Annotated in this window: 28 protein-coding genes and 1 tRNA gene; 12 read left to right on the top strand and 17 right to left on the bottom strand. The window is 67.6% G+C overall.

Annotated elements, in window-relative coordinates; all coding sequences use genetic code 11:
* The 6 genes from NDI65_RS00325 to NDI65_RS00300 form a co-directional block, all read right to left on the bottom strand.
* The gene (locus NDI65_RS00325) at positions 1-207 is read right to left on the bottom strand and encodes a hypothetical protein (protein ID WP_089777672.1); all 207 of its coding nucleotides are present in this window, start codon (positions 205-207) and stop codon (positions 1-3) included.
* Between the two features lie 29 nt (positions 208-236).
* Positions 237-737 carry a phosphopantetheine adenylyltransferase gene (locus tag NDI65_RS00320; protein ID WP_089777671.1) on the bottom strand — a complete coding sequence of 167 codons (501 nt, stop codon included), beginning with the start codon at positions 735-737 and terminating at the stop codon, positions 237-239.
* Between the two features lie 121 nt (positions 738-858).
* The gene (locus NDI65_RS00315) at positions 859-1,323 is read right to left on the bottom strand and encodes a winged helix-turn-helix domain-containing protein (RefSeq protein WP_089777670.1); all 465 of its coding nucleotides are present in this window, start codon (positions 1,321-1,323) and stop codon (positions 859-861) included.
* Positions 1,324-1,390: 67 nt separating this feature from the next.
* Positions 1,391-2,467, bottom strand: a complete 1,077-nt coding sequence (locus NDI65_RS00310; protein ID WP_089777669.1) for a glutamate--cysteine ligase — start codon at positions 2,465-2,467, stop codon at positions 1,391-1,393.
* 157 nt (positions 2,468-2,624) lie between these two features.
* Entirely contained in the window at positions 2,625-3,296 is a 672-nt protein-coding gene (locus NDI65_RS00305) for a fibrillarin-like rRNA/tRNA 2'-O-methyltransferase (protein ID WP_089777668.1), read from the bottom strand.
* Positions 3,293-4,135 carry an NOP5/NOP56 family protein gene (locus tag NDI65_RS00300; protein ID WP_089777667.1) on the bottom strand — a complete coding sequence of 281 codons (843 nt, stop codon included), beginning with the start codon at positions 4,133-4,135 and terminating at the stop codon, positions 3,293-3,295. Before NDI65_RS00300 ends, NDI65_RS00305 begins: the two co-directional genes overlap by 4 nt.
* Positions 4,136-4,237: 102 nt before the next feature.
* Between NDI65_RS00300 and NDI65_RS22195 the strand changes: the two genes are divergently transcribed.
* The 8 genes from NDI65_RS22195 to NDI65_RS00265 all read left to right on the top strand — a co-directional run bounded on the left by NDI65_RS22195 (position 4,238) and on the right by NDI65_RS00265 (position 8,673).
* On the top strand, positions 4,238-4,372 hold the full coding sequence (locus NDI65_RS22195; protein ID WP_139043109.1) for a rubrerythrin-like domain-containing protein: 135 nt from the start codon (positions 4,238-4,240) through the stop codon (positions 4,370-4,372).
* Positions 4,369-4,791: a hypothetical protein gene (locus NDI65_RS00295; protein ID WP_089777666.1), complete on the top strand. Its 423-nt coding sequence runs from the start codon at positions 4,369-4,371 to the stop codon at positions 4,789-4,791. The genes NDI65_RS22195 and NDI65_RS00295 overlap by 4 nt, the downstream gene beginning before the upstream one ends.
* A gap of 38 nt (positions 4,792-4,829) precedes the next feature.
* Positions 4,830-5,201: a hypothetical protein gene (locus tag NDI65_RS00290; RefSeq protein ID WP_089777665.1), complete on the top strand. Its 372-nt coding sequence runs from the start codon at positions 4,830-4,832 to the stop codon at positions 5,199-5,201.
* Positions 5,202-5,328: 127 nt separating this feature from the next.
* A complete protein-coding gene (locus NDI65_RS00285; protein ID WP_193310945.1) occupies positions 5,329-5,955 on the top strand; it encodes a DUF6517 family protein in 627 nt (208 codons plus the stop codon).
* A gap of 82 nt (positions 5,956-6,037) precedes the next feature.
* The gene (locus tag NDI65_RS00280) at positions 6,038-6,193 is read left to right on the top strand and encodes a hypothetical protein (protein WP_167344110.1); all 156 of its coding nucleotides are present in this window, start codon (positions 6,038-6,040) and stop codon (positions 6,191-6,193) included.
* Positions 6,190-7,173: a magnesium/cobalt transporter CorA gene (corA, locus tag NDI65_RS00275; RefSeq protein WP_089777663.1), complete on the top strand. Its 984-nt coding sequence runs from the start codon at positions 6,190-6,192 to the stop codon at positions 7,171-7,173. The genes NDI65_RS00280 and corA overlap by 4 nt, the downstream gene beginning before the upstream one ends.
* A 223-nt stretch (positions 7,174-7,396) precedes the next feature.
* Positions 7,397-8,395, top strand: coding sequence for a transcription initiation factor IIB (locus tag NDI65_RS00270; RefSeq protein ID WP_089777662.1), 999 nt, complete (start codon positions 7,397-7,399; stop codon positions 8,393-8,395).
* 98 nt (positions 8,396-8,493) lie between these two features.
* Positions 8,494-8,673, top strand: a complete 180-nt coding sequence (locus tag NDI65_RS00265) for a hypothetical protein (RefSeq protein WP_008574529.1) — start codon at positions 8,494-8,496, stop codon at positions 8,671-8,673.
* Between the two features lie 58 nt (positions 8,674-8,731).
* Here NDI65_RS00265 and NDI65_RS00260 read toward each other — a convergent pair whose 3' ends face one another.
* A complete protein-coding gene (locus NDI65_RS00260; RefSeq protein WP_089777661.1) occupies positions 8,732-9,139 on the bottom strand; it encodes a translation initiation factor IF-2 subunit beta in 408 nt (135 codons plus the stop codon).
* A gap of 266 nt (positions 9,140-9,405) precedes the next feature.
* Between NDI65_RS00260 and NDI65_RS00255 the strand changes: the two genes are divergently transcribed.
* A complete protein-coding gene (locus NDI65_RS00255; protein WP_004041569.1) occupies positions 9,406-9,642 on the top strand; it encodes a UPF0058 family protein in 237 nt (78 codons plus the stop codon).
* A gap of 166 nt (positions 9,643-9,808) precedes the next feature.
* Here NDI65_RS00255 and NDI65_RS00250 read toward each other — a convergent pair whose 3' ends face one another.
* From NDI65_RS00250 to malQ, 4 genes are all read right to left on the bottom strand, one after another.
* Positions 9,809-10,249 (bottom strand): DUF555 domain-containing protein, encoded by a 441-nt coding sequence (locus NDI65_RS00250; protein WP_089777660.1) that lies wholly within the window; start codon positions 10,247-10,249, stop codon positions 9,809-9,811.
* A 61-nt stretch (positions 10,250-10,310) separates the two neighbouring features.
* Entirely contained in the window at positions 10,311-11,225 is a 915-nt protein-coding gene (locus NDI65_RS00245; RefSeq protein ID WP_089777659.1) for a DNA glycosylase, read from the bottom strand.
* Between the two features lie 90 nt (positions 11,226-11,315).
* The gene (locus NDI65_RS00240; protein WP_310893070.1) at positions 11,316-12,260 is read right to left on the bottom strand and encodes a mechanosensitive ion channel domain-containing protein; all 945 of its coding nucleotides are present in this window, start codon (positions 12,258-12,260) and stop codon (positions 11,316-11,318) included.
* A gap of 66 nt (positions 12,261-12,326) precedes the next feature.
* Positions 12,327-13,817 (bottom strand): 4-alpha-glucanotransferase, encoded by a 1,491-nt coding sequence (gene malQ, locus NDI65_RS00235; RefSeq protein WP_310893069.1) that lies wholly within the window; start codon positions 13,815-13,817, stop codon positions 12,327-12,329.
* Positions 13,818-14,024: 207 nt separating this feature from the next.
* Here malQ and thrS point away from each other — a divergent pair, with 207 nt between their 5' ends.
* Positions 14,025-15,956, top strand: a complete 1,932-nt coding sequence (thrS, locus tag NDI65_RS00230) for a threonine--tRNA ligase (RefSeq protein WP_089777656.1) — start codon at positions 14,025-14,027, stop codon at positions 15,954-15,956.
* Between the two features lie 12 nt (positions 15,957-15,968).
* On the opposite strand, the gene NDI65_RS00225 is transcribed toward thrS, so the two are convergent.
* From NDI65_RS00225 to NDI65_RS00215, 3 genes are all read right to left on the bottom strand, one after another.
* A complete protein-coding gene (locus tag NDI65_RS00225; RefSeq protein WP_089777655.1) occupies positions 15,969-17,411 on the bottom strand; it encodes an alpha/beta hydrolase family protein in 1,443 nt (480 codons plus the stop codon).
* Between the two features lie 170 nt (positions 17,412-17,581).
* Positions 17,582-18,079 carry a pyridoxamine 5'-phosphate oxidase family protein gene (locus NDI65_RS00220; RefSeq protein ID WP_089777647.1) on the bottom strand — a complete coding sequence of 166 codons (498 nt, stop codon included), beginning with the start codon at positions 18,077-18,079 and terminating at the stop codon, positions 17,582-17,584.
* A gap of 38 nt (positions 18,080-18,117) precedes the next feature.
* The gene (locus NDI65_RS00215; protein WP_089777646.1) at positions 18,118-19,425 is read right to left on the bottom strand and encodes an MFS transporter; all 1,308 of its coding nucleotides are present in this window, start codon (positions 19,423-19,425) and stop codon (positions 18,118-18,120) included.
* 119 nt (positions 19,426-19,544) lie between these two features.
* Here NDI65_RS00215 and NDI65_RS00210 point away from each other — a divergent pair, with 119 nt between their 5' ends.
* Positions 19,545-19,796: a hypothetical protein gene (locus NDI65_RS00210; protein WP_089777645.1), complete on the top strand. Its 252-nt coding sequence runs from the start codon at positions 19,545-19,547 to the stop codon at positions 19,794-19,796.
* Here NDI65_RS00210 and NDI65_RS00205 read toward each other — a convergent pair whose 3' ends face one another.
* Complete coding sequence (locus tag NDI65_RS00205; protein ID WP_089777644.1) at positions 19,797-20,027, bottom strand: hypothetical protein; 231 nt, start codon at positions 20,025-20,027, stop codon at positions 19,797-19,799.
* A gap of 121 nt (positions 20,028-20,148) precedes the next feature.
* Positions 20,149-20,222, bottom strand: a tRNA-Lys gene (locus NDI65_RS00200).
* A gap of 132 nt (positions 20,223-20,354) precedes the next feature.
* Between NDI65_RS00200 and NDI65_RS00195 the strand changes: the two genes are divergently transcribed.
* Positions 20,355-21,812, top strand: a complete 1,458-nt coding sequence (locus NDI65_RS00195; RefSeq protein WP_004970563.1) for a DHH family phosphoesterase — start codon at positions 20,355-20,357, stop codon at positions 21,810-21,812.
* Between the two features lie 4 nt (positions 21,813-21,816).
* On the opposite strand, the gene NDI65_RS00190 is transcribed toward NDI65_RS00195, so the two are convergent.
* Complete coding sequence (locus NDI65_RS00190; RefSeq protein ID WP_004041580.1) at positions 21,817-22,110, bottom strand: PRC-barrel domain-containing protein; 294 nt, start codon at positions 22,108-22,110, stop codon at positions 21,817-21,819.
* Positions 22,111-22,265 lie beyond the last annotated feature (155 nt).

The raw sequence follows: 22,265 nt of genomic DNA, 5'->3' as shown, positions 1-22,265 counted from the left end.
TCACTCTGGAGAGTTCGACGGTGCCATCCGGCGAGTCAAGACCGCGTAGGTCACCGCGGTGGCGAGGACGCCGGCGACGAGACCGGCCGGGATACCGACGAAAAGCGAGAAGAAGACCCACCGAGCGGCCATCTCGGTGACGGCGATACCGACGAGGACCGCGGCGACGACGCCGACGGCGAAGCTGGCGAAAAGCGGGTGTCGCATGGGCGACAGTACGACCGTGGGCGTGAAAACTATTCGTCGCTGGGGGGCGTCCGGCCGCGGCCCTCGCGGTCGGGCGTGACGTTGCCGTGGCGGTCTATCTCCCCGGAGACGATTCGCGTCGAGGAGATGCGGTCGCCGTCCTCGGCGGGGACGTGCTCGACGACCTCGATACGGAGGGGTTCGAGGCCCTTCTCCTCTCGAATCTCGTTGACGCGCTCGCCGCCGCGTCGCGTCTCGGGCGAGACGATGAGGACGTCGAATCCGGGCTCGGTCGCGATGCCGGTCGGTCTGTCGAGTTCGCGGACCTCGAACTCGCGGTCGTACGCCTCGGCGAGCGGCCGGAGTTCGGCTTCGAGGTCCGCCTTGCGGTCGTCGAAGGGCCGGACGTAGCGGTCGACGTGTCGCGTCTTCGGCGCGAGTTCGTCGCTCGTGAGTCCGACCGTGACATCACCCAATTCGAACGCCCGTTCGAACAGCGCGAGATGTCCATCGTGGACAGGGTCGAACGTCCCGCCCAGCGCGACGTGCATACTCTCGCGGTAGGCGCGGCGCGACTTAAGCGGGTCGGGTTAGCCTAACGGGCCAACGCGCGGGGTGAGCGGGGGGCTACGAAGCCGGGCGAACCACCGTAGAAGCCGGGAGACCGCGGGGCTACTCCTCGCGGACCGTAATCGTGACCGGTTCGGTCTCGTCGGTGCGGTCGGTTCCGAGGTGTCGGTCGAGGTTGAACACGGCGTTCAACTGCGCCTGCACCTGTCCGGTGACGCCCTTCACGAGGTCGCTCGGAGCGATGGCGACGTACTCGTAGGGGTTGTTGCCCGCGCCGGAACTCTTCCGCTTGCGGCGCTCGACCGTCTCGTCGTCGGCGAGTTCGGCCAGCGCCTCCCGAACCGTACTGGGGTAGAGGCCGGTCCCCTCGGCGACTTCCTCGCTCGTCGAGTGTGGGTGCTGTCGGAGGTGGACGTAGATTCGCGCGCGGGTCTCGGTGTCGAGAATCCACGCGAGCAGGTCCACCAACCCGTCGTCGAACTCGGAGACGGCGCAGTCGGCCGCGCCGCCCGAGTTGTCTTCGTCCGTCGACTCCGCGCTCCCCTCTGTGCTCTGGTCCGCAGACATTTGTGCTACGGCAAAGGTCAAAACTGGGGCGCTAAAAAATGTTTCCTGTCGCGCGTCGGCGTGCGACTCAGTCCAGCGTCAAGTGTTCGCACAGGGCGTCGAGCCCGGATTCCTCGTGAATCCGTCGCTGGACGGCGGTTCCGGATTCGGCGTCGAGAAGCGACCGGAGGCCGTCGACGCCGAGGCGGTCGGACTCGCGTTCGACGAACGATTCGAGGCTCACGACGCCCTCGGAGTCGGGGGCGATGAAGTCGGTGTCACGACCGTAGCGGGTCGCGCGCCACTTGTTCTCGTCGAGGAGTTCGCGGCGGACCGGCGTCCCCGACTCGCCGGACTCGTAGCGGTCGGCGAGGTCCAACACGAGGGCGTGGACGTACTCGACGAAGTCGGCGACGCGCTCGGGGTCGGTCTGGGCGTCGGGGGTGCGGATTTCGACTGTCCCGTGGCCGGTGTGGGGGCGCACGTCGTACCAGAGTTCGCCCCGGTCGTCTATCGAGCCGTACTCGACCATTCGGCGCTCGAAGCGCTGGAAGTCCTCGAAGTCGTCGAAGGCGGTCGGCATGCCGGTGTTCGGGAGGTTCTCGAACACCTTGGCGCGGGCGGAGGCGAGGCCGGTGTCGAAGCCGTTCCAGAACGGGGAGTTCGCGGAGAGCGCCAGAAGCGGCGCGAGATACCAGCGGAGTTCGTTGGCGACCCAGACGGCCTTGTCCGCGTCGTCGACGCCGACGTGGACGTGGAGGCCGGCGGTCGTGTTCCGGTGTTGCGGATACTGAATCCGGTCGAGTTGCGCCTGATACCGGGGTTTGGTCGCGTGGTCGAGTTCGCGCCACTTGGCGGCGGGGTGGAGCCCGGCCGCGGCGATGCGGTAGCCGTGGTCAGCGGCGTGGTCGACGAGCGCCTCGCGGACCGTCTCGACGGCCGAGCCGGCCTCGTCGGGGGCCTCGATGAGCGGCGTCTGCGTCTCGATAGTGAACTTGAACAGCTCGTGGTCGAGCCGCCCTGCGAGCGGTTCCGGAGGCTCCGGACCGTAGACTAAGTCGTCGATACCCGAGGTGGGGCGGCCGTCGGCATCGACGATGTAGAATTCCTCTTCGACGCCGAGCGTCCCCATTCGGTCGAAGGCATCCGCCGACCCTAGTTCCATCGCAACGGCGTAAGTTGCGCCGAATTAAAAACACCGTGGGAGCCGGCGAACGCGTCGCACGACCGCGGGCGAGCGATTCGGGAGCTAGTGACGCTCGGAAATCACGTCTCGGGACACAGTCGTCGGACGGTGCGATGACGGAACCGCCGCCGGCGACCTACTTCGGCCGGGCGACGATGCCGAGGTGGTCCGCGTGAAAGCGGTCGAGGCGGGCGGTTTCGAGGAGTTCGTACGCCGAGTCGAGTTCGGCGAGCACGCCGTCGAACACGTCGTCCGGGTCGGCGGTCACGTCCTCGCTCCGCGCCTTGACGGCCATCAGGAGTCGGCCGTCGTCCGCGAGGAACTGTCGGTTGCGGACGGCGACGGTCGCCTGCCCGCGGGTCGCCACGTCCATGACGAGGCAATCGATGCCGGATTCGACCACGTGAGCGTAGGACTCGGGGTCGCGCGCGTCCTTCAACAGCGGAAAGAGGTTGTCGCGGTCCTCGGCGACGCCGACGAGGTCGCGGACGGGGCGCGGGGCGAACTCCACGGCGTAGGTCGGCCCGGCGAAGTCGGCGACGTGCGAGACGGTCGTCCCCGAGGCCGCCCCGAGGTAGAGCACCGACTCGCCGCCGACGAGGCCCGTGTCCATGCCGAGTTCGAGCATCGCGCCGAGCTTCGAGCGCCCGGCGTCCCACGCGCGCCAGCCGTCGGCGTCGACGGGTTCGCCGTAGACCTGTGCGCCCTCGGTCGAGAGGCGCTCGCGGCCGCCGAACGTCCGGCGTTCGACGCCGTCGGGAAGGTCGGCATCGGCACCGGCGTCGGCCGCGGAACTGTCGTCGCTCATTCGTCGGCCTCCGCGTCGGCGCGGGCGCGAATCGTCTCCATCCGGTCGGCGAGTTCGGCGTGCAGGTCCGGCCGGTAGTCGCCCGAGTAGTGGTCGATGCGCGCGGCGATAGAGAGCTTCCCGGCGAACGCGCGGGCGGCCGACCCGCGGTCCTGCGGGCGCGTCCCACGGACGTACTCGTGGGTGAAGATGACGCCGTGTTTGGGCGACGTGGCGCGGCCCTTCAGGTGCGCGAACAGGGCGTCTTCGGCCCCGAGCACTTGGACCGTGCCGCTCGGCTTCTTGGCGAGGGGTTCGAGACCGCCCGCCAGTGCGATGAGCCGCGCCGCGAGGACGGGACCGGCCATCTCGGCGAGGTTCGGCGCGGCCGTGGGCGCGCGCTCCTCGATGAACGACCGGAGGTCGTCGCGCTCGTCGAGCAGGTCCACCGCGCGGGTGGCGTAGGAGACGACGCGCTCTTCGGCGGCGGTCTTGGGGTCTCGGGCGGCGATGTCGCGGACGCCGTCGAGGCCGCGCGGGACGTCCTCGTAGAGCGTGCCGGCCCACTCGACGACCCGCTCGGCGAGTTCGTTCGCGGTCCGTTCGGCGTCGTCCATCGCGCGCACGGCGTGGGCGAGCTGCACGTCGTCGGCGCGCTCGCGCTCCGCGACGGCCTCGCCGGCGGCGGTGAGCGTCGCCGAGCGGAGTTTGGCGTAGTAGTCGGTCTCGTCGGCGGCGAACCCGGCGTCGACGGCCTCGGCCGGCCAGTCGGCGGGGGCGGGGGCGCGGCCCGTTCGGACTCGCGTCGCCCCGGATTCGGGGTCGTCGGGGTCCGCGCCGGCGAACCATGCGTCTGTCATACTGGCGGATTGCGCCCCGTCCGGGTAAAAGGACACGGACCCGCGGGCGTGACTCCTTATTCGTGGTAAGTTTTAACACACCATATCTCGTACGAATGTTCGATGGAACGCGCTTCGTACGTCTGTCGTGAGTGTCAAACGACCGTGAGCGCCGCGTCGTACCGCTCGACCTGTCCGGAGTGCAGCGGCGAACTGCGGCCCACGTCGGTGACGACCCGCGGACGCGTCGGAGATTGAACGACGCGCGCGGGTCGTCCGACCCGACCGCCGTCCGCTCGCTCGCAGTCACGACCGACGACCTCGTGACCGCCCTCGAAGCGAACCGACGGGGCGACGACCCCGTCGTCCTCCGGGTCACCCCGCCGTTCTACGGGCGGATGCGGGCGCGGATTCACCGCACCGGCGGCGAGGCCTCGGACTACGCCGACCCCGAGCCGATACACCTCGACCCTCGGGTCTTCGTCGCCGACGACGCCCCCGCGTATCCCGAGGTCGACGAGACCCGCCCGGAACCGTACGAGGTCGAAGCCCACCACGAGCGCCACACCGAGGCGGTCCGTGCGTGGCGCTCGGCGGTCCGCGAGCACCTCCGAGAGACGGTCGCGCTCCCGACGGACGCCGGCCCGCACGAGGTCGACGCCAAGTACCTCGGCTGAGCGAACCACTTTTTCCCCGCGGGCCACACCGTAGCGACATGAGCACCGACGAGTACCGCCGCGGGACGGCGGTCGAGCGCGAGCGGCAGCGGAAACAGCGCCCGGCGCGCGGCCGCTACCGCGGGGTGCTGCCGGTCATCTACGTCATCGGGTTCGTCATCTTCACCGCCGTCTCGCTGTACATCGGGCCGGAACCGGCGTTCGCGGTCTACCTCGTCACGCACATTTTCTACGCGGGGCTCGTCCGCGCCGACATCAGGTCGCTCCGCGGACAGGGCATCGACTGGGGCGCGTCGCGGCATCTCTGGTTCGGCGCGGCGTTCGCGCTCCCGTTCGTCGCGCCCGCCTACTACCTCTACAGCGGTCGCGTGATTCGCCGCGAAAACGAGTCGCGGGACCTCGACGACTGAGGCGAAACCCGCAGACCGCTCCGCGGGCCGCATCGCGAACCGCGCCGAAGACCGAACCGCCCGGCCACCGAACTTATGCCCGGTGAGGGGAAATGGCGGAGCAATGAGTTCCAGACGCGTAGTCGCGGTGCTCGCGCTCGCCGCGCTCGTGTTCACGAGCGGCTGTATCGGCTTTCTGACCGGCGAGGAGACGCTGACGTTCGAATCTGAACCCGCCGCGGCCGACGCGACGGTCGCCGCGAACGCCGGCTACGAGACGAACGGGACCGAGACGTTCGCGGTGAACCGGACGCTCTCGTTCGGCGGACAGGAGCGCAAAATCGCCGCCAGCAACCACATCACGACCTACGAGAAGACGCTTGACCTCGGCTTCTTCGGCGAGGCCAGACTCGGCTCGTTCAGCGTCATCTCGACGCCCGCCGTCGAGGTCGCGGGCCAGCCGCGGAGCCCCATCGGCGACTACTCGAACGACGACCTCATCCGCCTCGTCGACAACCGGTATCAGGGCCTCAGCGACGTCGACCCCGTCAGTTCGCGGAACGTCCAGATGCTCGGACAGACGACCAACGTCACGAAGTACAGCGCCACCGCGCGGTTCGGCGGGGACGAGGTCGACGTGTACGTCCACGTGACGAAGGTTCGGCACAACGAGGACTTCATCGTCGCGATGGGGCTGTACCCACAGCAACTCGACGGCGAGGAGGAGAACGTTCTCGAACTGATTCGCTCGGTCGAACACCCGTCTGAGGCGTAGGCCGCACGGGTGAACCGCCGACGGTGGCTCGCGGGGTCGCCTCGGGGGTGCCTTTTTCTCGTCGCCGCGGGTCGGTGAGTCCATGACTCGCGTACGGACCGCAGGCATCGCGGTGACGGCGCTCGGCGTCGTCGGCTACGGCCTCGGGACGCTCGTCACCTATCCGGGACGAGCGTTCTCCGTGACGGCCGTCATGGTCGGCATCACGCTCTGGGCCATCGGGGGTGACGTGCGGTGATTTCGGCGCTCGTCTACCGCGACGACGGCGTGTCGGCCTACGAGGAGACCGCGCTGGACGCGGCGCGCGACGCCGACGGAACCACGTGGGTTCGCGCGACCGCAGCCGAGGAGTTCGACCGCGTCGCCGAGGCGTTCGGCGTCCACCCGCTTTCGGTCGAGGACGTGCGGAACGACGCCCGGCCGAAAGTCGAGGAGTACGACGAGTACACGTTCGTCGTCGTTCGGGTGGCGACGCTCCGCGCGGGCGAACAGGTGTTCGAAGAGGAGGTCCAGACCAGACCCGTGGGGCTCTGCTTCGGCGACGACTGGCTCGTGACGCTGACGCGCCGGGAGTTGGAGCCGATAAACTACGTGTGGAACGCCATCGAACGAGAGGAACCGCGGATGCTCAGGTTCGGGCCGGACTTCGTCGCCTACCGCGTCATCGACCGCATCGTCGACGAGTACTTCGGGCTGTTGGACGAGGTCGGCGAGGAGATAGAACTCATCGAGGACATCATCCTCGAAGGACCGGACCCGGAGGTGCTCGAAGGACTGAACGCGGTCCGGCGCGACCTGCTTTCGTTCCGGAAGACCGTGTGGCCGACGCGGGAGGCCGTCGGCGTGCTCGCCCGCGGCGACCCCGACTACGTCCGCGAGGTGACGGAGAAGTACTACCGCGACGTGTACGACCACCTCGTCGAGTTGGTCGACCTCACGGAGACGTACCGCGACCTCGCGCGCGGCGCGCGGGACATCTACCTCAACACCCTCTCGCAGTCGACGAACGAGGTGATGAAGACGCTCACCGTCGTCGCGACCATCATCCTCCCGCTCACGCTCGTCGTCGGCGTCTACGGCATGAACTTCGACCCCGGCGCGTCGGCGTTCAACATGCCCGAACTCGGCTGGGCCTACGGCTACCCGGCGACGATGCTCGGGATGGCGCTCGTCTCCGTGGTCCTGCTCGTCTACTTCCGGCGGGAGGGCTGGCTCTGAGCGACGAAAGAGATATACTACCCGATTACTCACGCCGACCCGTCGATTCCCGTCGGCTCAATGACGACAAAGCGGCCACATCGTGCGATTCATCCACACGGGGTCAGCGAAACATTTATAAGACTTTCGAACTTACTGTTGGTAAGGCCCCGTCCAAGCCGGATTATTCTTTCGTCTTCTGTGGTCTTCCCGGCCGAGACGTATCCGCGCCTTCCACCCCACCATGAGCGACACCATAACCACCCGAACCTACAGTGCCGACGCAAAGACCCGGGACGCCCGGTCCCGAGAGTCGGAGCGAGACGAATCGCAGCGAGACGAAAAGCAGGTCTGCCCCGAGTGCAGCGGTCACCTCGTCACCGACGAGGAGCACGGCGAGACGATCTGCGAAGACTGCGGCCTCGTCGTCGAGGACACCGTGGTCGACCGCGGTCCCGAGTGGCGCGCGTTCGACTCCGCCGAGCGCGACAGCAAGTCCCGCGTCGGCGCGCCCACGACCAAGATGATGCACGACAAGGGGCTGTCGACCAACATCGGCTGGCAGAACAAAGACGCCTACGGGAAGTCCCTCTCGCCGCGCCAGCGCGAGCAGATGCAGCGACTTCGCACGTGGAACGAGCGGTTCCGCACCCGCGACTCCAAGGAGCGCAACCTCAAGCAGGCGCTCGGCGAAATCGACCGCATGGCCTCGGCCCTCGGTCTCCCCGAGAACGTCCGGGAGACCGCCTCGGTCATCTACCGCCGCGCGCTCAACGACGACCTGCTGCCCGGCCGCTCCATCGAGGGCGTCGCCACCGCGGCGCTGTACGCCTCGGCCCGGATGGCCGGCACCCCGCGCTCGCTCGACGAGTTGGAGAAGGTCTCCCGCGTCGACAAGATGGAGTTGACCCGGACGTACCGCTACATCGTCCGCGAGCTGAAGCTCGAAATCAAGCCCGCCGACCCCGAGCAGTACGTCCCGCGGTTCGCCAGCGAACTCGGTCTCTCCGACGAGGCCGAGCGGCAGGCCCGACAGCTCCTCCGCGACGCGAAGGAGACGGGCGTGCACTCCGGCAAGTCGCCGGTCGGCCTCGCCGCCGCCGCCGTCTACGCCGCCGCCCTCCTCACCAACGAGAAGGTGACCCAAAGCGAGGTCTCGACGGTCGCGGACATCTCCGAGGTCACCATCCGCAACCGCTACAAGGAGCTGCTCGAAGTCCAAGACGGCACCCTGTTCGCGTAAGCGCTCTGTGGTCCCGGTGACTCCGGTGGCCCGCACTTTTTCTCGCCCGTGCCAGCCCGTAACAACATTTATCCGCGCTCCCGGAGGATATACGGGGTATGGTTGAAGCGTTCGTCCGACTCTTGTGCCCCGAATGTGGAAAGGACTGGGAGACGAATCCGACCGAACTCCCCGCTCACCGCGACAACTACTCGTGTCAGGGCTGCGGCGCGACGCGTCGCACGGCCGAGTTCATGCGGACGGAACGCGACCTCCAGACGCTCAAGCAGTTCGAATAGCGAGGCGTGACGGCGGGGCCGTCTCCCGAACGGGAGCGACCCGCCGGGCGTTCGTTTTTCAGATGTCGGGAATCGCCGAGAGCGCACCGCACGCGTCGCACTTCAGCACTTCTGCGCCCTGCTCCGTGACGAGTTTCGTGTCGGGCGACCCGCACTCGCTACAGCGGACGAACGACTCGACGTACTCGTCGAGCGCGTCGGCGATGCGACGCTGTCTGAACTCGCCGGTAAAGCGCGCTCGACCCCGGTCGTCGATCTGGGCGCTCGTTCCCAGTTCCGTCTGGAAGAACTTCAGGACGTGCGTCGCCTCGCGAGCGAGCCGGTCGTGGGTCGCCGCGAAGTTCTCGTAGACCGTGACGCTCCCCTCCTGTCGGACCGTCGGCTCCGGGACGCTGAAGCGGTCGCCGCCTTCCGCCACGTCCGACGACTCCGAGAGCGCGCGGTCCAGTTGGTCGTCGTAGTCCATGCGCGACAGTACGCGCGCGCCGGCGTAAAATTCTCACGACCCCCGGCGCGCGCGGCCGCCGTTCGGCGCGCGAGCTACATAGCTATATAAACTGCTCGTGAGATTCCGCCGAGGCTCACTATCGACGGGCGAAACAACAAACGAATTGCAAACTGACGAATACGAAATTTTCCCTGAGACACCCATAATCGGCGGTTTAAGGGAGTCGGATGCTAACGTGACTCAAGATAATACTATATCCCTCCGGTCTCAAGCCGTGGTTGCTCATGAAGAAGCAGGAACTCATCCACCTGCACGGTCTGCTCGCAGAAGTCCACACCCAGATTGAGGCCTGGGAGGACGAGGAAATCAGTCTCGTCGAGTACAACGAACTCGGCGTACGACCGACATCCATCCACAAGTCCAAGACGGACCACAAAGCAGCCGTGTTTAAACTGGCGAAAGGAATCACCGGAGCGATGCGCGAGGCCGAACCAGAGCCGCTCGCACCGCAAGCCGACTGAACCGAGACAAGAAACGCGTTCTCCTCTGCGACCCTACACCTCAGAGCGACTGCGCCGTGCTCTCGCGGACGACGACGCTTCCGAGCGACCGCCGCGTCGAAGCGGTGGATGAGTTCAGTACGGGCAGAAACAGCGGGCGGGACTGAGGCGGCGGCCCGCCGACGCCTCAGTGGTCGTCGACGAGGTCGTCGAAGTCGACGAGCGTTTCGTCGGCGTCCGACGCCCCGGTTTCGGCGCGGGTGTCGCCCTCGCCGTCCGTCTCGACGGACTCGTCGTCGACTCGTTCGACCGACAGCACCTTCAGCGGGATGTTTTCGAGGCGTTGGCCGATCTCCTTCCGGGCGATGCGCGAGGCGTGTTCCTCCTGTTCGACGTTGAACACCGTCATCTCCAGTTCGAGGGCGACGAGCGCCTCGTCCGCGGCGATGAAGGCGGGTTGGAGTTCCTCGCCGCCGGGCGAGGTCCGAGCGCCCATGCTAATCTCGACGTACTTCAGGTCGGGATTGAGCATCTCCCCGGTCTTCGAGATGGCGATGCGAATCGCCTCGTCGACGGTTTCTACGTCGTACACCGGGACCGCGGCCTCGACGACGACTCTGCAGTCCATGGGTACGAGGAGGTAGTGTGCCGAAGGGTATCAACCTTCTTGCCACGCCGTCTCGCGGCGCTCACTCCCCGCCTGAGCGGAGGTAGTGGAAGACGTACGTCTGGGTGTAGCCGGCGTAGCGGCCGCCGAGGCGCTCGCGGATGGCCCGCGAGGTATCCGCGTAGTTCCCCCGGTCGCAGTCGGGGTAGTGCTCCTCGATGGCCGACCGAATCCACGTGTCGAGCGGGACGGCTTCGAGGTAGTCGAGCGAGAACAGGAGGACGCAGTCCGCGACCTTGTCGCCGACGCCGACGAACGTCGTCAGGAAGTCGCGGGCGTCCTCGTAGTCGCGGCCGCGGGCCTCGGCGGGCGTCGCCTCGCCCGTGGCGACCATCTCGGCCGTCCGCCGGACGTACGGCGCGCGGTAGCCGAGGCTGAGGTCGCGCAGTTCCTCCTCCGTGGCCTCGGCCAGTCGCTCGGGCGTCGGGTACGCGAAGTACGTCTCGCCGTCGAACTCGACGCGCTCGCCGTAGCTCTCTCTGAGCCGCGACTGCATCCCGAAGATTCGGGAGACGCGCATCTGCGCCGAGCAGATAAAGGAGACGAGACAGCCGAACGGCGGGTCGCGGACGAGCCGCATGCCCGGATACGCCTCGTAGGCCCGCCGAAAGAGCGGGTCGTCGGGCATCTCCGAGACGATGGCGTCGAGGTCGTCGTCGAGGCGGAGCAGGTGGGTCAAAAGCGGGACGGCGTCGAGGTTGGACTCCCACTCCAGTCCGCCGTCGGACTGGCGCACCCTGACGACGGCCGACTGGTCGGAGACGCCGTCGAGCGGCGGGACGACCGTCTGGTACCACGCGTCGCCGCCGTGGGCCGCGTCGCGCTCGTACATCCGGCCGTCGGGGCGGTCCCAGAGGTACGACTGGCCGCTCTCCAGCGTCGATTGGAGGTCGAACGCTCCGTCGAGGCTCGCGAGGTCGATGACACCCGTCTCCATCGCTTCGACGTTGGGCGCGGGGGATTTGCGGGTTTCGATGCCGGCGGGCGAGGCGGCGACCCACGGCGCACCATCTCAGGTCGCGTCGCGTCAGCGGTTGCGGCTCACCGGGAAACTGACGCGGTCGGGGTGGTCGCCCAGACGGTCGAGAATGCGCTCGTACAGCCGGTTTTTGACGCGCTGGGCGCGGGTCGGCGGGACGAGCACGCGGAGTCGGAAGACGACCCACGACTCCTCCTGCGCGACGTTGACGGTCGGGCCGTCGGCCACGTCGAGGTCCAGCGGCGACTCGGCGAGTCTGTCCCGGTAGCGCTTCATCGCGGCGTCCATGTCGTCGCCGAGCGCCTCGTCGGCCACCTCCAAGAGGAGTTGACGGACGAACGGGAGGTCCGTCTCGTAGGACACCTGCACCGGCACCTCAGTCCAGACGCGGTCGAACAGCGCGCCGTAGTTGACGACCTCCGAGGAGAGGACCAGCGAGTTCGGGACGGTGACGGTCCGGCCGGTCGGCTGGTTCGACGCGAGGGGGCCGCCGGTCTCCCAGAGCGTCGTGACGAGGAAGTCGACCTCTGCGACGTCGCCGGAGACGGAGCCGATGTTGACGCGGTCGCCGACCGCGTACGGCCGCTTGACGAGGATGTAGAACCAACCGATAAAGGAGAGAATCGGCTGTTGGAGCGCGAAGGTGACGGCGAATCCGATGACGCCGAAGGAGACCAACACGCCGAGCCACTGTTCGGTGAACGCGCCGAGGACGCCGACGAGCGCCACGCCGCCGACCCCGAGTCGCAGGACGTTCCGAACGTCGTGGGCGCGGCGGCGGTCCGCGATGCGCGCGACGAGGAACGCGGCGAGAAAGCGGTAGACGCCGTAGGCGACGAGCGCGACCGCGGCGGCCGACAGCCCCGTCGAGAGGAGCAGGTCGGCGTTGGGCACGTCGAAGTCCGAAAGCGGGGTCGTCGCGCGGACGAGCGCCGAGACGACCGCGGCGAGGAGTCCGGCGGCGAACGCGCCGAGACCGAGGCGGCGAGACATACCGTGGCCGTCGGGTGGGCGACCCAAAAAGGTGTAGTCGAACCGAGGCGAGGGGCGGCGACGGCCTCAGTTGCGGATGTGGAGGTCCGTGAGGTCCGCGAGGCGGTCGGCGACGGCGCTGTCGAGGCCCTCGCGGGTGACGCGCCACTCCCAGTTGCCGGTCTGCGTGCCGGGGGTGTTGAACCGGGCGTGCGAGTCGAGGCCGAGGAGGTCCTGCGTCGTCGTGAACGCGAGGACGGACGCGGAGTTCCAGACGGCGTCGATGATAGACCAGTGAATCTCCGAGCCGTCCGCGCCGATGTTGTAGTGGAGGCAGTCGCGGGTGCGGTCGTCGAGGTCGCGGTAGTAGCCGACGAACGTGTCGGTGTCGTGGGTCGAGGTGTAGGCCACCGAGTTCTCCGGGTAGTGCATCGGCTGGTACATGTCGCCCTCGCGGCACCAGTCGGCGTACTGCGGGACGCGCATGCCGGGGAAGGCGAACCGGTCGCGGAGGTCGACGAGCGAGGGGTCGAGAAAGCCGAGGTCCTCGACGATGAAGGGGAGGTCGCCGAGTTCGCGCTCGACCGTCTCGAAGAAGTCGTGGCCGGGCGCGTCGCGCCACTCGCCGTCGCCGGGGTCGTCCGAGTCGGCGTCGATGGCCCAGAACTCGTCGAAGCCCTTGAAGTGGTCGATGCGGGTCACGTCCACGAGGTCGAACAGCCGGCGGAGGCGGTCGAGCCACCAGCCGTAGCCGTCCTCGCGGAGCGTCTCCCAGTCGTACAGCGGGTTGCCCCAGCGCTGGCCGGAGTCGTCCGGGTTCGGCGGGACGCCGGCGACCACGGCGGGTTCGTTCGACTCGGTGAGGTCGAACGCCTCGGGGGCGGCCCACACGTCGGCGCTGTCGAGCGCGACGTAGATGGGGAGGTCGCCGACGAGGGTGACGCCCTTCTCGTCGGCGTAGTCGGCGAGGGCGCTCCACTGCTCGTCGAAGCAGAACTGGACGAACTCGCGGTAGCGAATCTCGTCGGCGTACTCCGCGCGGGCGTCGGCGAGCGCGCCGGGGTCGCGGGTCTTCAGCTCGGTCGGCCAGTCTATCCACGCCCGCCGGAACTCGTCTTTCAGGGCGGCGAACAGTGCGTAGTCTTCGAGCCAGCCGGCCTCGCGCTCGCGGAAGGCGTCGAAGGCGGCGCGGTCGTCTTCGGTGGCCTCGGCCTCGAAGCGGTCGAAGGCGGTGCGGAGCCGCGAGCGCTTGTACTCGCCGACGCGCTCGTAATCGACGGCGTGGGGGTCGAACTCGGGGACGGGTTCGAGGTCGTCGTCGGTGATCCACCCGCGGTCTACGAGGTCGGTGAGGTCGATGAGAAGCGGATTGCCGGCGAACGAGGAGGTCGATTGGTACGGCGAGTTCGCCATGGCCGGCTCGGTCGGCCCGAGGGGGCAGAACTGCCACATCGACTGTTCGGCGTCGGCGAGGAAGTCGACGAAGGCGCGCGCGCCGTCGCCGAGGTCGCCGATGCCGTGGGGTCCCGGGACCGAGGTGACGTGCATGAACACCCCGCTCTGTCGAGAAAGTCGCATACCCACAGGGTCCGCGTGCGACCCAATTGGTACTTTGGGTCGAAACGGCGGGCCGACGACGAGGGCGCGACCGCGGGAGAGGGGACCGCGTCGGGCCGACGACGCCACAACATCCGTGCTAGCAAATCGCACGAAATCGGGCGCGAGCGGGCGTCGCTCGCGCTCGTCTCAACAACACTTATTCTCCCCCGTCCGTTCCGTGCGCGTATGAGTGAAATCGCTGTCATCCTCCCCGACGGGACGGAACTCTCCGTCGAGGAGGGTGCGACGGTGCGAGACGCCGCGTTCGCAATCGGCCCCGGCCTCGGCAAGGACACCGTCGCCGGCGTCGTCGATGGCGAACTCGTGGACAAGGAGACGCCGCTCCACGACGGCGCGGACCTCGTCATCGTCACCGACCAGTCCGACGAGTATCTCGACGTGCTCCGCCACTCGGCGGCCCACGTCTTCGCACAGGCCCTCCAGCGGCTCCACCCCGAGGCCAAACTGACCATCGGCCCGTGGACGGACGACGGCTTCTACTACGACGTGACGAGCGTCGACCTCGAACAGGAGGACCTCGAAGCCATCGAAGACGAGATGCGCGACATCATCGAGGATGACCTCGACATCGAGCGCGTCCTCGTCGACCGCGAGGAGGCCCTCGAAAAGTACGCCGACAACCCCTACAAGCGCGATATCCTCGAAGACGAAGCCGCCGGCGACGACGAACTCTCGTTCTACCAGCAAGGCGAGTTCGAGGACCTCTGTAAGGGCCCGCACGTCGAATCGACGGGCGAAATCGGCGCGGTCAAGCTCCTGAACATCTCCGCGGCCTACTGGCGCGGCGACGAGGAGAACGACACGCTGACGCGGGTGTACGGGACGGCGTTCGAGTCCGAGTCCGACCTCGAAGAGTTCCTCGACATGCGCGAGGAGGCAAAGGAGCGCGACCACCGAAAGCTCGGCCAGGAGCTGAACCTGTTCGCCATCGACGAGACGACGGGGCCGGGCCTGCCGCTGTACCAGCCGAACGGCAAGCGCATCCTCGACGAGCTCGCGGACTACGCGAAACAGCTCAACCTCGACGCGGGCTACGACCCCGTCGAGACGCCCCACCTGTTCCGGACGGAGCTGTGGAAGAAGTCGGGCCACTACGAGAACTACGTCGACGACATGTTCCTCCTCGACGTGAACGACGAGGAGTACGGTCTGAAGCCGATGAACTGCCCCGGCCACGCGACCATCTTCGACCAGCAGTCGTGGTCGTACCGCGACCTGCCGGTGCGCTACTTCGAGGACGGGAAGGTCTACCGGAAGGAACAGCGCGGCGAGCTATCGGGCCTCTCGCGCGTCTGGTCCTTTACCATCGACGACGGCCACCTGTTCGTCCGCCCCGACCAGATAGAAGACGAAATCAACCTCATCATCGACAACATCCTGACGGTGTTCGACACGTTCGGACTGGACGCCGAAGTCGCGCTCGCGACGCGCCCGGAGAAGTCCGTCGGGAGCGACGAAATCTGGGAGCAGGCCGAGACGCAGCTCCGCGCGGTCCTCGACGACAGCGGCATCGACTACGGCATCGAGGCCGGCGACGGCGCGTTCTACGGCCCGAAAATCGACTTCGCGTTCAAGGACGCCCTCGGTCGCAAGTGGGACGGCCCGACGGTCCAGCTCGACTTCAACATGCCCGACCGCTTCGACCTGACGTACACGGGCGAGGACAACGAGGACCACCAGCCGGTGATGATTCACCGCGCGCTCTACGGCAGTTACGAGCGCTTCTTCATGGTGCTCATCGAGCACTTCAACGGCAAGTTCCCGTTCTGGCTCGCGCCCGAGCAGGTCCGCATCCTGCCCATCTCGGACGACCAGCTGGGGTACGCGAAGAAGCTCCAGTACGAACTCGGCGACTTCCGCGTCGACATCGAGGACCGCTCGTGGACGCTCGGCCGGAAGATTCGGGAGGCCCAGACCGACCGCGTCCCGTACATGGTCATCGTCGGCGGCGACGAGGAAGAAGCCGAGACCATCTCCGTCCGCGACCGCAAGGAACGCGAGGCCAAGGACGTGAGCGTCGAGGAATTCCGCGACCACCTCCACAGCGAGTACGACGAAAAGCGCCCCGAACCCGACTTCCTCGCCGACGCGGAGTGAGGAACGCGGCCGTCAGGCGGTAACTGATTCTCTGTTCCGGCGGTTCCGCGCCGCCGCGTCCAACTCTCGTCGGACCGTCGTTCGGAACGACTCGTCTCTGATGAGGTTCGCGAGCACGCCGAAATGTCCGCAGTCCCACTCGCGGCGGTTCGGCCTCGGGACGCCCCACTCGTCGAGGAGCGCGCGGGCCGTCGAGGCGGGAGCCATCTCGTCGCGGGTCCCGACGAGCGGGAAGACGCGTTCGGGCGCGAGACACGGGTCTTTCGGCGGGTTCAAAAGCGGCGCGAACTCGTGGAGCGCCGCGCCGGTCCAGCCGGCCGCGTCGAGCGCGTCGTCGATGTCGAGCAGTTTCGTGAGGCCGCCGGCGAGGAGCGTCTGGTCGATTGCGCCGGGCATCCCCGCGGGGAACAGCAGGTCGGGGTGCATCGACTCGGGCCAGTCGCCGCACCGGCCGCCGACGTGGAGCGCGACGGTTCCACCGAGGCTGACGCCGCCGACGCCGACGACCGGCGCGCCCTCGGTCCGCGCCCAGTCGGTGAGGACGGCGGTCTCCAGCGCGGCCGCCGAGTAGAGCGTGAACAGGCCGACGGGCGCGCTGGCGATGTAGGGCTCGCCGCTGTACCGGCCGAGTAGCTCGCGGCGGCCGTGCCACGGCGCGTCGGGGAGGACGACCCGGTAGCCCTCGGGGGCGAGCGCGCGGCCGACGTACTCCTCTTCGGGCCAGTAGGTGAGCTGGTCGTCGAACGTCCCCCACCCGGAGTGAAAGACGAGCGTCGGTAGGTCGGCGTCGGTGGCGTCGGCGGGCTCGTACACCCGCGCGGTCGCCCGGTCGCTGAGGTGCGGCGAGGGCGACCGGAAGCGAAGCAGGTACTCGACGGTTCCCGGCCCGCGGACGGTCGCGGAGCGCTCGACGCGGGGGAACTCCTCGGCCGCGCTGGACTCGGCGAAGCCGTACAGTCGCTCGGGTTCGGCGAGCTCGTGGTGCCAGCGGGTCCGCGCGTCCTCGGGCGACGGCGTCTCGAACTTCACCGGCGGCACGAGGTGTTCCTTCGGGAGGAAGCCGAAGATGTCGGTCGGTTTGGCCCGCCGTTCCGACACCTCGCGGCGCTCGCGCTCGACGGCGACGCGCTCGTCGGGCGTCGATTCCTCGTCGCCCCAGAAGACGCGCTCCCAACGCTCCATCGTCTCGTCGTACGCGCCGCGGAGGCGGGCGTACTGCGCGAGAGCGCGTTCGATTCGGTCGTGGAGGTGCGGCGCGGGCGGCGCGCCGACCTCGCGGAGGTACGCTTCGGGCCCCTCCGAGAGCGCCACGTCGGCCGCGGCGCGAGCGCGGACGGCGCCGAACTCGCGGGGGAGCGAACGGGTTTTGAACGCCTCGAACGGGCGCGAGGTCAGCAGTCGGCCGGCGGGGGAGGTGAGCAACCGGTGTACCGCCGGGGTTTCGAGATGGTCCATACGGTGTGATACGAGTGACACGATAATGACCCTAGGCCCGCGTGTCGGAGCGTTAGAACGGCCGAGGGAGTACCAGAACCGGCCTCTCGCACTAATAAATCAAATGGCGCGATATGAAATCCGATTTGCGGTGGAAAACAGACGAATCGAACGGAACGAGACAGCGGCGCTCAGGCCGAATCGAACCGCCACCGCGTCGCGTCGGCGGGGAATCCGGACCACGCCAGCACGCGCTCGGGTCGAATCCGAAACACCGGCGTCCCGTGGCGAATCCCGTACTTCGCCTCGTAGGCGTCGTCGACGCGGGCGAGCGTGGCCTCGTCGGCGGTCTCCGCGTCCAGTCGCTCGGCGACGCCTTCGAGGATGACCACGTCGGTCCCGCTTTCCGTGTGGACCGCGAGGCGCGGGTCGCGCGCGAGGTTTCTGACCCATCTGGTTCGCTCGCCGCCGCCGCAGTGGAACGCGCCGTCGACCCAGACGCCCCAGACCGGGCGGGCGTGCGGTCGGCCGTCGGGACGGGTCGTCGCGACCCAGAACACCTCGCCGTCGGCGAACGCGGCTTCGACGACGCGCCACTCTAGGAGCCCTCCCTTCGAGTCGGGAATGCCGTAACTCGCTTCGGTCTCAGGGCGGTCGCGGGTGGTCGCGGGCGGCGCGTCGTCGGGCATGAGAAAGAGAGGGGCCGCGAGAGATTAAGCGCGAAGTCCTACCACGCCGTGAGCGCGTCGGTCCCGTGGGTCCACGTCAGGGCCGCGAGGAAGGCGAGGACGCCGGTGATGGCCGCCGCGCCGCCGACGAAGAACACCCACTCCATGCCGATTTCGGCCATGAGGTAGCCGCCGAGGAGGGGCGCGACGACGCTGCCGGGCCGCCAGAGGAGTTCGCGGATGCCGAAGCTACTGGCGACGCCCGCGCCGCCGGAGCCCTCGTCGGCGAAAAGCGCCATGCTGGCCGGTTCGCGGAGGCTGTCGGCGACGCCGAGCAGACCCGCGAGGCCGACGAGCGGGAGGAACGCGGGCGAAAGCGGGCCGAGGAGGGGGAACGTCGCGGGGAGCGCGAGCGCCTCGCCGACTGCCGGCGAGAAGGGAACGGCGAGCGCGATGAGACCGTAGAGGCCGCCGCCGACGAAGACGAACCGCGCGCGGCCGTACCCGTCGGAGACGCGGCCGGTGTAGGGCTGACAGAGCATGTTGGTGAACTTCTCGGCGACGACGGTGGCGGCGACGGCGATGCCGCCGTATTCGAGGCCGCCGGAGGCCGCGGAGACGCCGGCGTAGATGGGCACCCACGTTCGGACGAGGGTGACGGCGACGGCGTACTGGACGCGGAACGTCGCCATCGTCAGGATGCGCTCGTTGAGCGCGAGGTCCGTGAACGGAAAGCCGTGGACGCGAGTCTCGTCCGGCGGGAGGAACACCCAGATGGCGACGACGGCGATGGTCAGGAGAATCGTGATGACGATGAAGATGGGCGTGAAGCCGAACAGGTCGTAGAGGATGCCAGCGCTGATACTGCCGAGGATGGAGGCCGCGAAGCGGGCGGCGTTCGCCTTGCCGATGTGGTTCGCGCGCGTCCCCTCGCGGGCGAGTTCGCCGACGAGCGCGAGCGACATCAGCCCCGCGCCGGTGACGGCGACGCCCTGTGCGGCCCGCGCGACGATGAACGAGAGACTGGAGTCGACGAGCGGAAAGGCGGCGTAGACGACCGCGCCGAGACCGACCGTGCCGGCGAGCACGAGGCGTTTGTCGTAGCGGTCGCCGGCCCACGACAGCGGCACGACGGCGACGGTCTGGGCGAGCGTGAAGCCGGTGGTGAACATCCCGATGACGAAGCCGCGGGAAAGCGAGAAGCCGCCGAGCGCGAGGCCGCCGAGGGCGAACTCGGGGACGACGACCGCGCTCGGGTCGAGTTCGTTGATGTACTTCGGGAGGAGGGTGACGAGCGTGATGAAGCCGAAACCGCCGGCGAACCGAGTGAGATACAGCGTCCAGAATCTGAGACGGGTGCGGTCCATGGGCTGTGTGCGGTCAACCGGCGAAAAGAAGTTCCGGAACCGGCGGTCGCCGTCGGCGAGATAAAAGCCCGTCAGATAGCGGCAGTGAACTTTATCGTTCAGGACGAGTGACACATTGCATGGAACAGGTGGGTGGAGAGACGACGGTGAGAGGTTCGGAGACGCGCCTCGTTCGGGTCGAGCGGGAGATGAACGACCACGGTGCGATGACCGTTCGGGTGGTCGAAACCGGAGAGCTACGCACCGTGGTGGCGTGTTCGACTTCGGACCTGCGAGCGCGACTCGCCTCGACGGCGGCGGGCGCGGAGTTCCCGCTTCGACTCGCGCCGTCGCCGGGGCGCGGGAACTCGTGGGTCGCACTCGGGCGGTAGTCAGGAGTCGAAAAGCAGTTTCGCGCCGACCGCGAGGCCGCCGAACAGCACTACGAGCACCGCGCCGGCGACGACGTCGGAACCGAAAAGCACCCCGAAGTCCGGGGTGAGAACCGCAAGGAGCCGTCCGGGGTCGAAGTGGTCCTCGACGCCCGTGGCCAGTCCGAAGACGATGGCGACGAGAAGCGTGATGAAGACGAGGACCAGTTCGGTCCTGTCGCTCTGGTTCATAGTCGGTAGCGTTCGGAGCGGGACATAAAACATCCGAGGGTGGGAAGCCACTCACCTATCAGCTATCCGAGTGATATAGACGGAGCGCCTCGGCTGTCGGAGTTGGTCTGGAAGGAAGTAGTGGGCCGGACGCGATTTGAACACGCGACCGTCTGATTAAGAGTCAGACGCTCTGCCTAACTGAGCTACCGGCCCTTGCAATCTCTCGTAACTGCCGGTAGGTAAAATGACTTTCCTTTCTGTACGACGACGGCAGGGACGCACACGCGCGAAACAACGGACAAACGGTGGGTGTTAAGTGGCGGCCGGCCGGAGTAGCGGGCAACGATGAGTGCAGGGGTCAGCATTTCCTCGATGTCTACGTACGCGATACTCGGCTGCGGGAGCGTCGGGCACGCGGTCGCCGAGGAACTGACAGACGAGGGAAAAGACGTCCTCATCCTCGACAAGGACGAAAGCCGCGTCGAAGCCCTGCGCGACCAGGACTTGAACGCGCAGACCACGAACATCGCCGACCCGGAGCTCGCCGACGCCGTCACCGGACGCGACGTGATTCTCATCCTCTCGTCGGACGTCGAGGCCAACAAGGCCGCCGTCTCGACCATCCGCGACCGCGACGAAGACCAGTTCATCGTCGTCCGCGCCTCCGACCCCGTCTCAGAGGACGAACTGACGAAGCTCGGTGCCGACGTGGTCATCAACCCCTCCGAGGTCATCGCCGACTCCGCGCTCCGAAGCGTCGAGTCCGGCGAGCTCGAATACAAGGCCCGCCAACTGGCCGATATCCTGCGCGACACCGACCACGGGATGGCCATCCTCACCCACGACAACCCCGACCCCGACTCGCTCGCCTCGGCGGTCGCCTTACAGGCCATCGCCCGCGAGTACGACGTCGAGGCCGACATCCTCTACTCGGGCGACATGGGCCACCAGGAGAATCGGGCGTTCGTGAACATCCTCGGCATCGAACTCACCCCGCGGAGCGACTCGAAACCGCTCGAAGAGTACGGCGCTGTCGCGCTCGTCGACCACATGAAGTCGGGGATGCCCGACCTCGGCGACGCCGACATCACGGTGTTTATCGACCACTTCGAACCCGACGACGGCATCGACGCCCGCTTTACCGACGTGCGGCCGAACGTCTCGTCGACCTCGACGATTCTCACGAAGTACATCCAAGAGTTCGACCTCAGCCCGTCGCAGGCGGTCGCCACGGCGCTTCTCTACGGGATCCGCGCCGAAACGCTCGACTTCAAGCGCGACACGACGCCCGCGGACCTGACCGCGGCGGCGTACCTCTACCCCTTCGCCGACCACGACACGCTGGAGAAAGTCGAGTCGCCGTCGATGTCGCCGGAGACGCTGGACGTGCTCGCCGAGGCCATCCAGAACCGCGACGTGCAGGGGTCGCATCTCGTCTCGAACGCGGGGTTCATCCGCGACCGCGACGCGCTGACGCAGGCGGCCCAGCACCTCCTCAATCTTGAGGGAATCACCACGACGGCGGTTTTCGGCATCGCCGACGACACCATCTACCTCGCGGCGCGGTCGAAGGACATCCGCATGAACATCGGGAAGATTCTGAGCGACGCCTTCACCGGCATCGGCGAGGCCGGCGGCCACTCCACGCAGGGGTCGGTCGAGATTCCGCTCGGCATCTTCACGGGCATCGAGTCCAACGACGACAACCGCGACACGCTCCTCCAACTCACCGAGGAGGCGGTAAAGCGCAAGCTCTTCCGTGCGATGGGCGTGGAGGGTGGCGAGAGCGGAAACGGGAGTTAGAACGTCAGGCGACGAGCGACTCTTCGTCTTCTTCTGGGTTCTTCAGGCGCTCGATGACGTCGTTGATGAGGATGACGTCGCCGACGGCGCGAACCCACCGATACGGGATGAGAACGCCCTTTCCGGGTTCGATCTGGTTGCGGAACAGTTCGTCGTTTAGCGCCGTCAGCGCGAGGCCGGTGACCGTCTCGTGGTCCAAGTCGAGGCGGACGTCTTCGACCTCGCCGACGAACACACCGTTGTTCGAGTAGACCTCCCGGCCTACGAGCGTCGTAATCTCTTCGGGCGTCCCGTCCATATCCGCCAACATGGGATGCCGGGTCTTAATTGTTCGTAGCCCGCGAGTCGGGGCGCAGACGCGCGGCAGACGGGCGTCCGACGCCGGCGAGAAATCACCGGACGAAGACGTGTTGTTCGGTTGAGAAGACGGCGAGAGAGTCGCCGCGAACGACG

The sequence above is a fragment of the Haloferax sp. S2CR25 genome (genome assembly GCF_031624535.1).
GTDB lineage: Archaea > Halobacteriota > Halobacteria > Halobacteriales > Haloferacaceae > Haloferax > Haloferax massiliensis.
The sequence above is the reverse complement of the archived record's forward strand: the minus strand, read 5'-3'. Positions and strand labels throughout refer to the sequence as shown.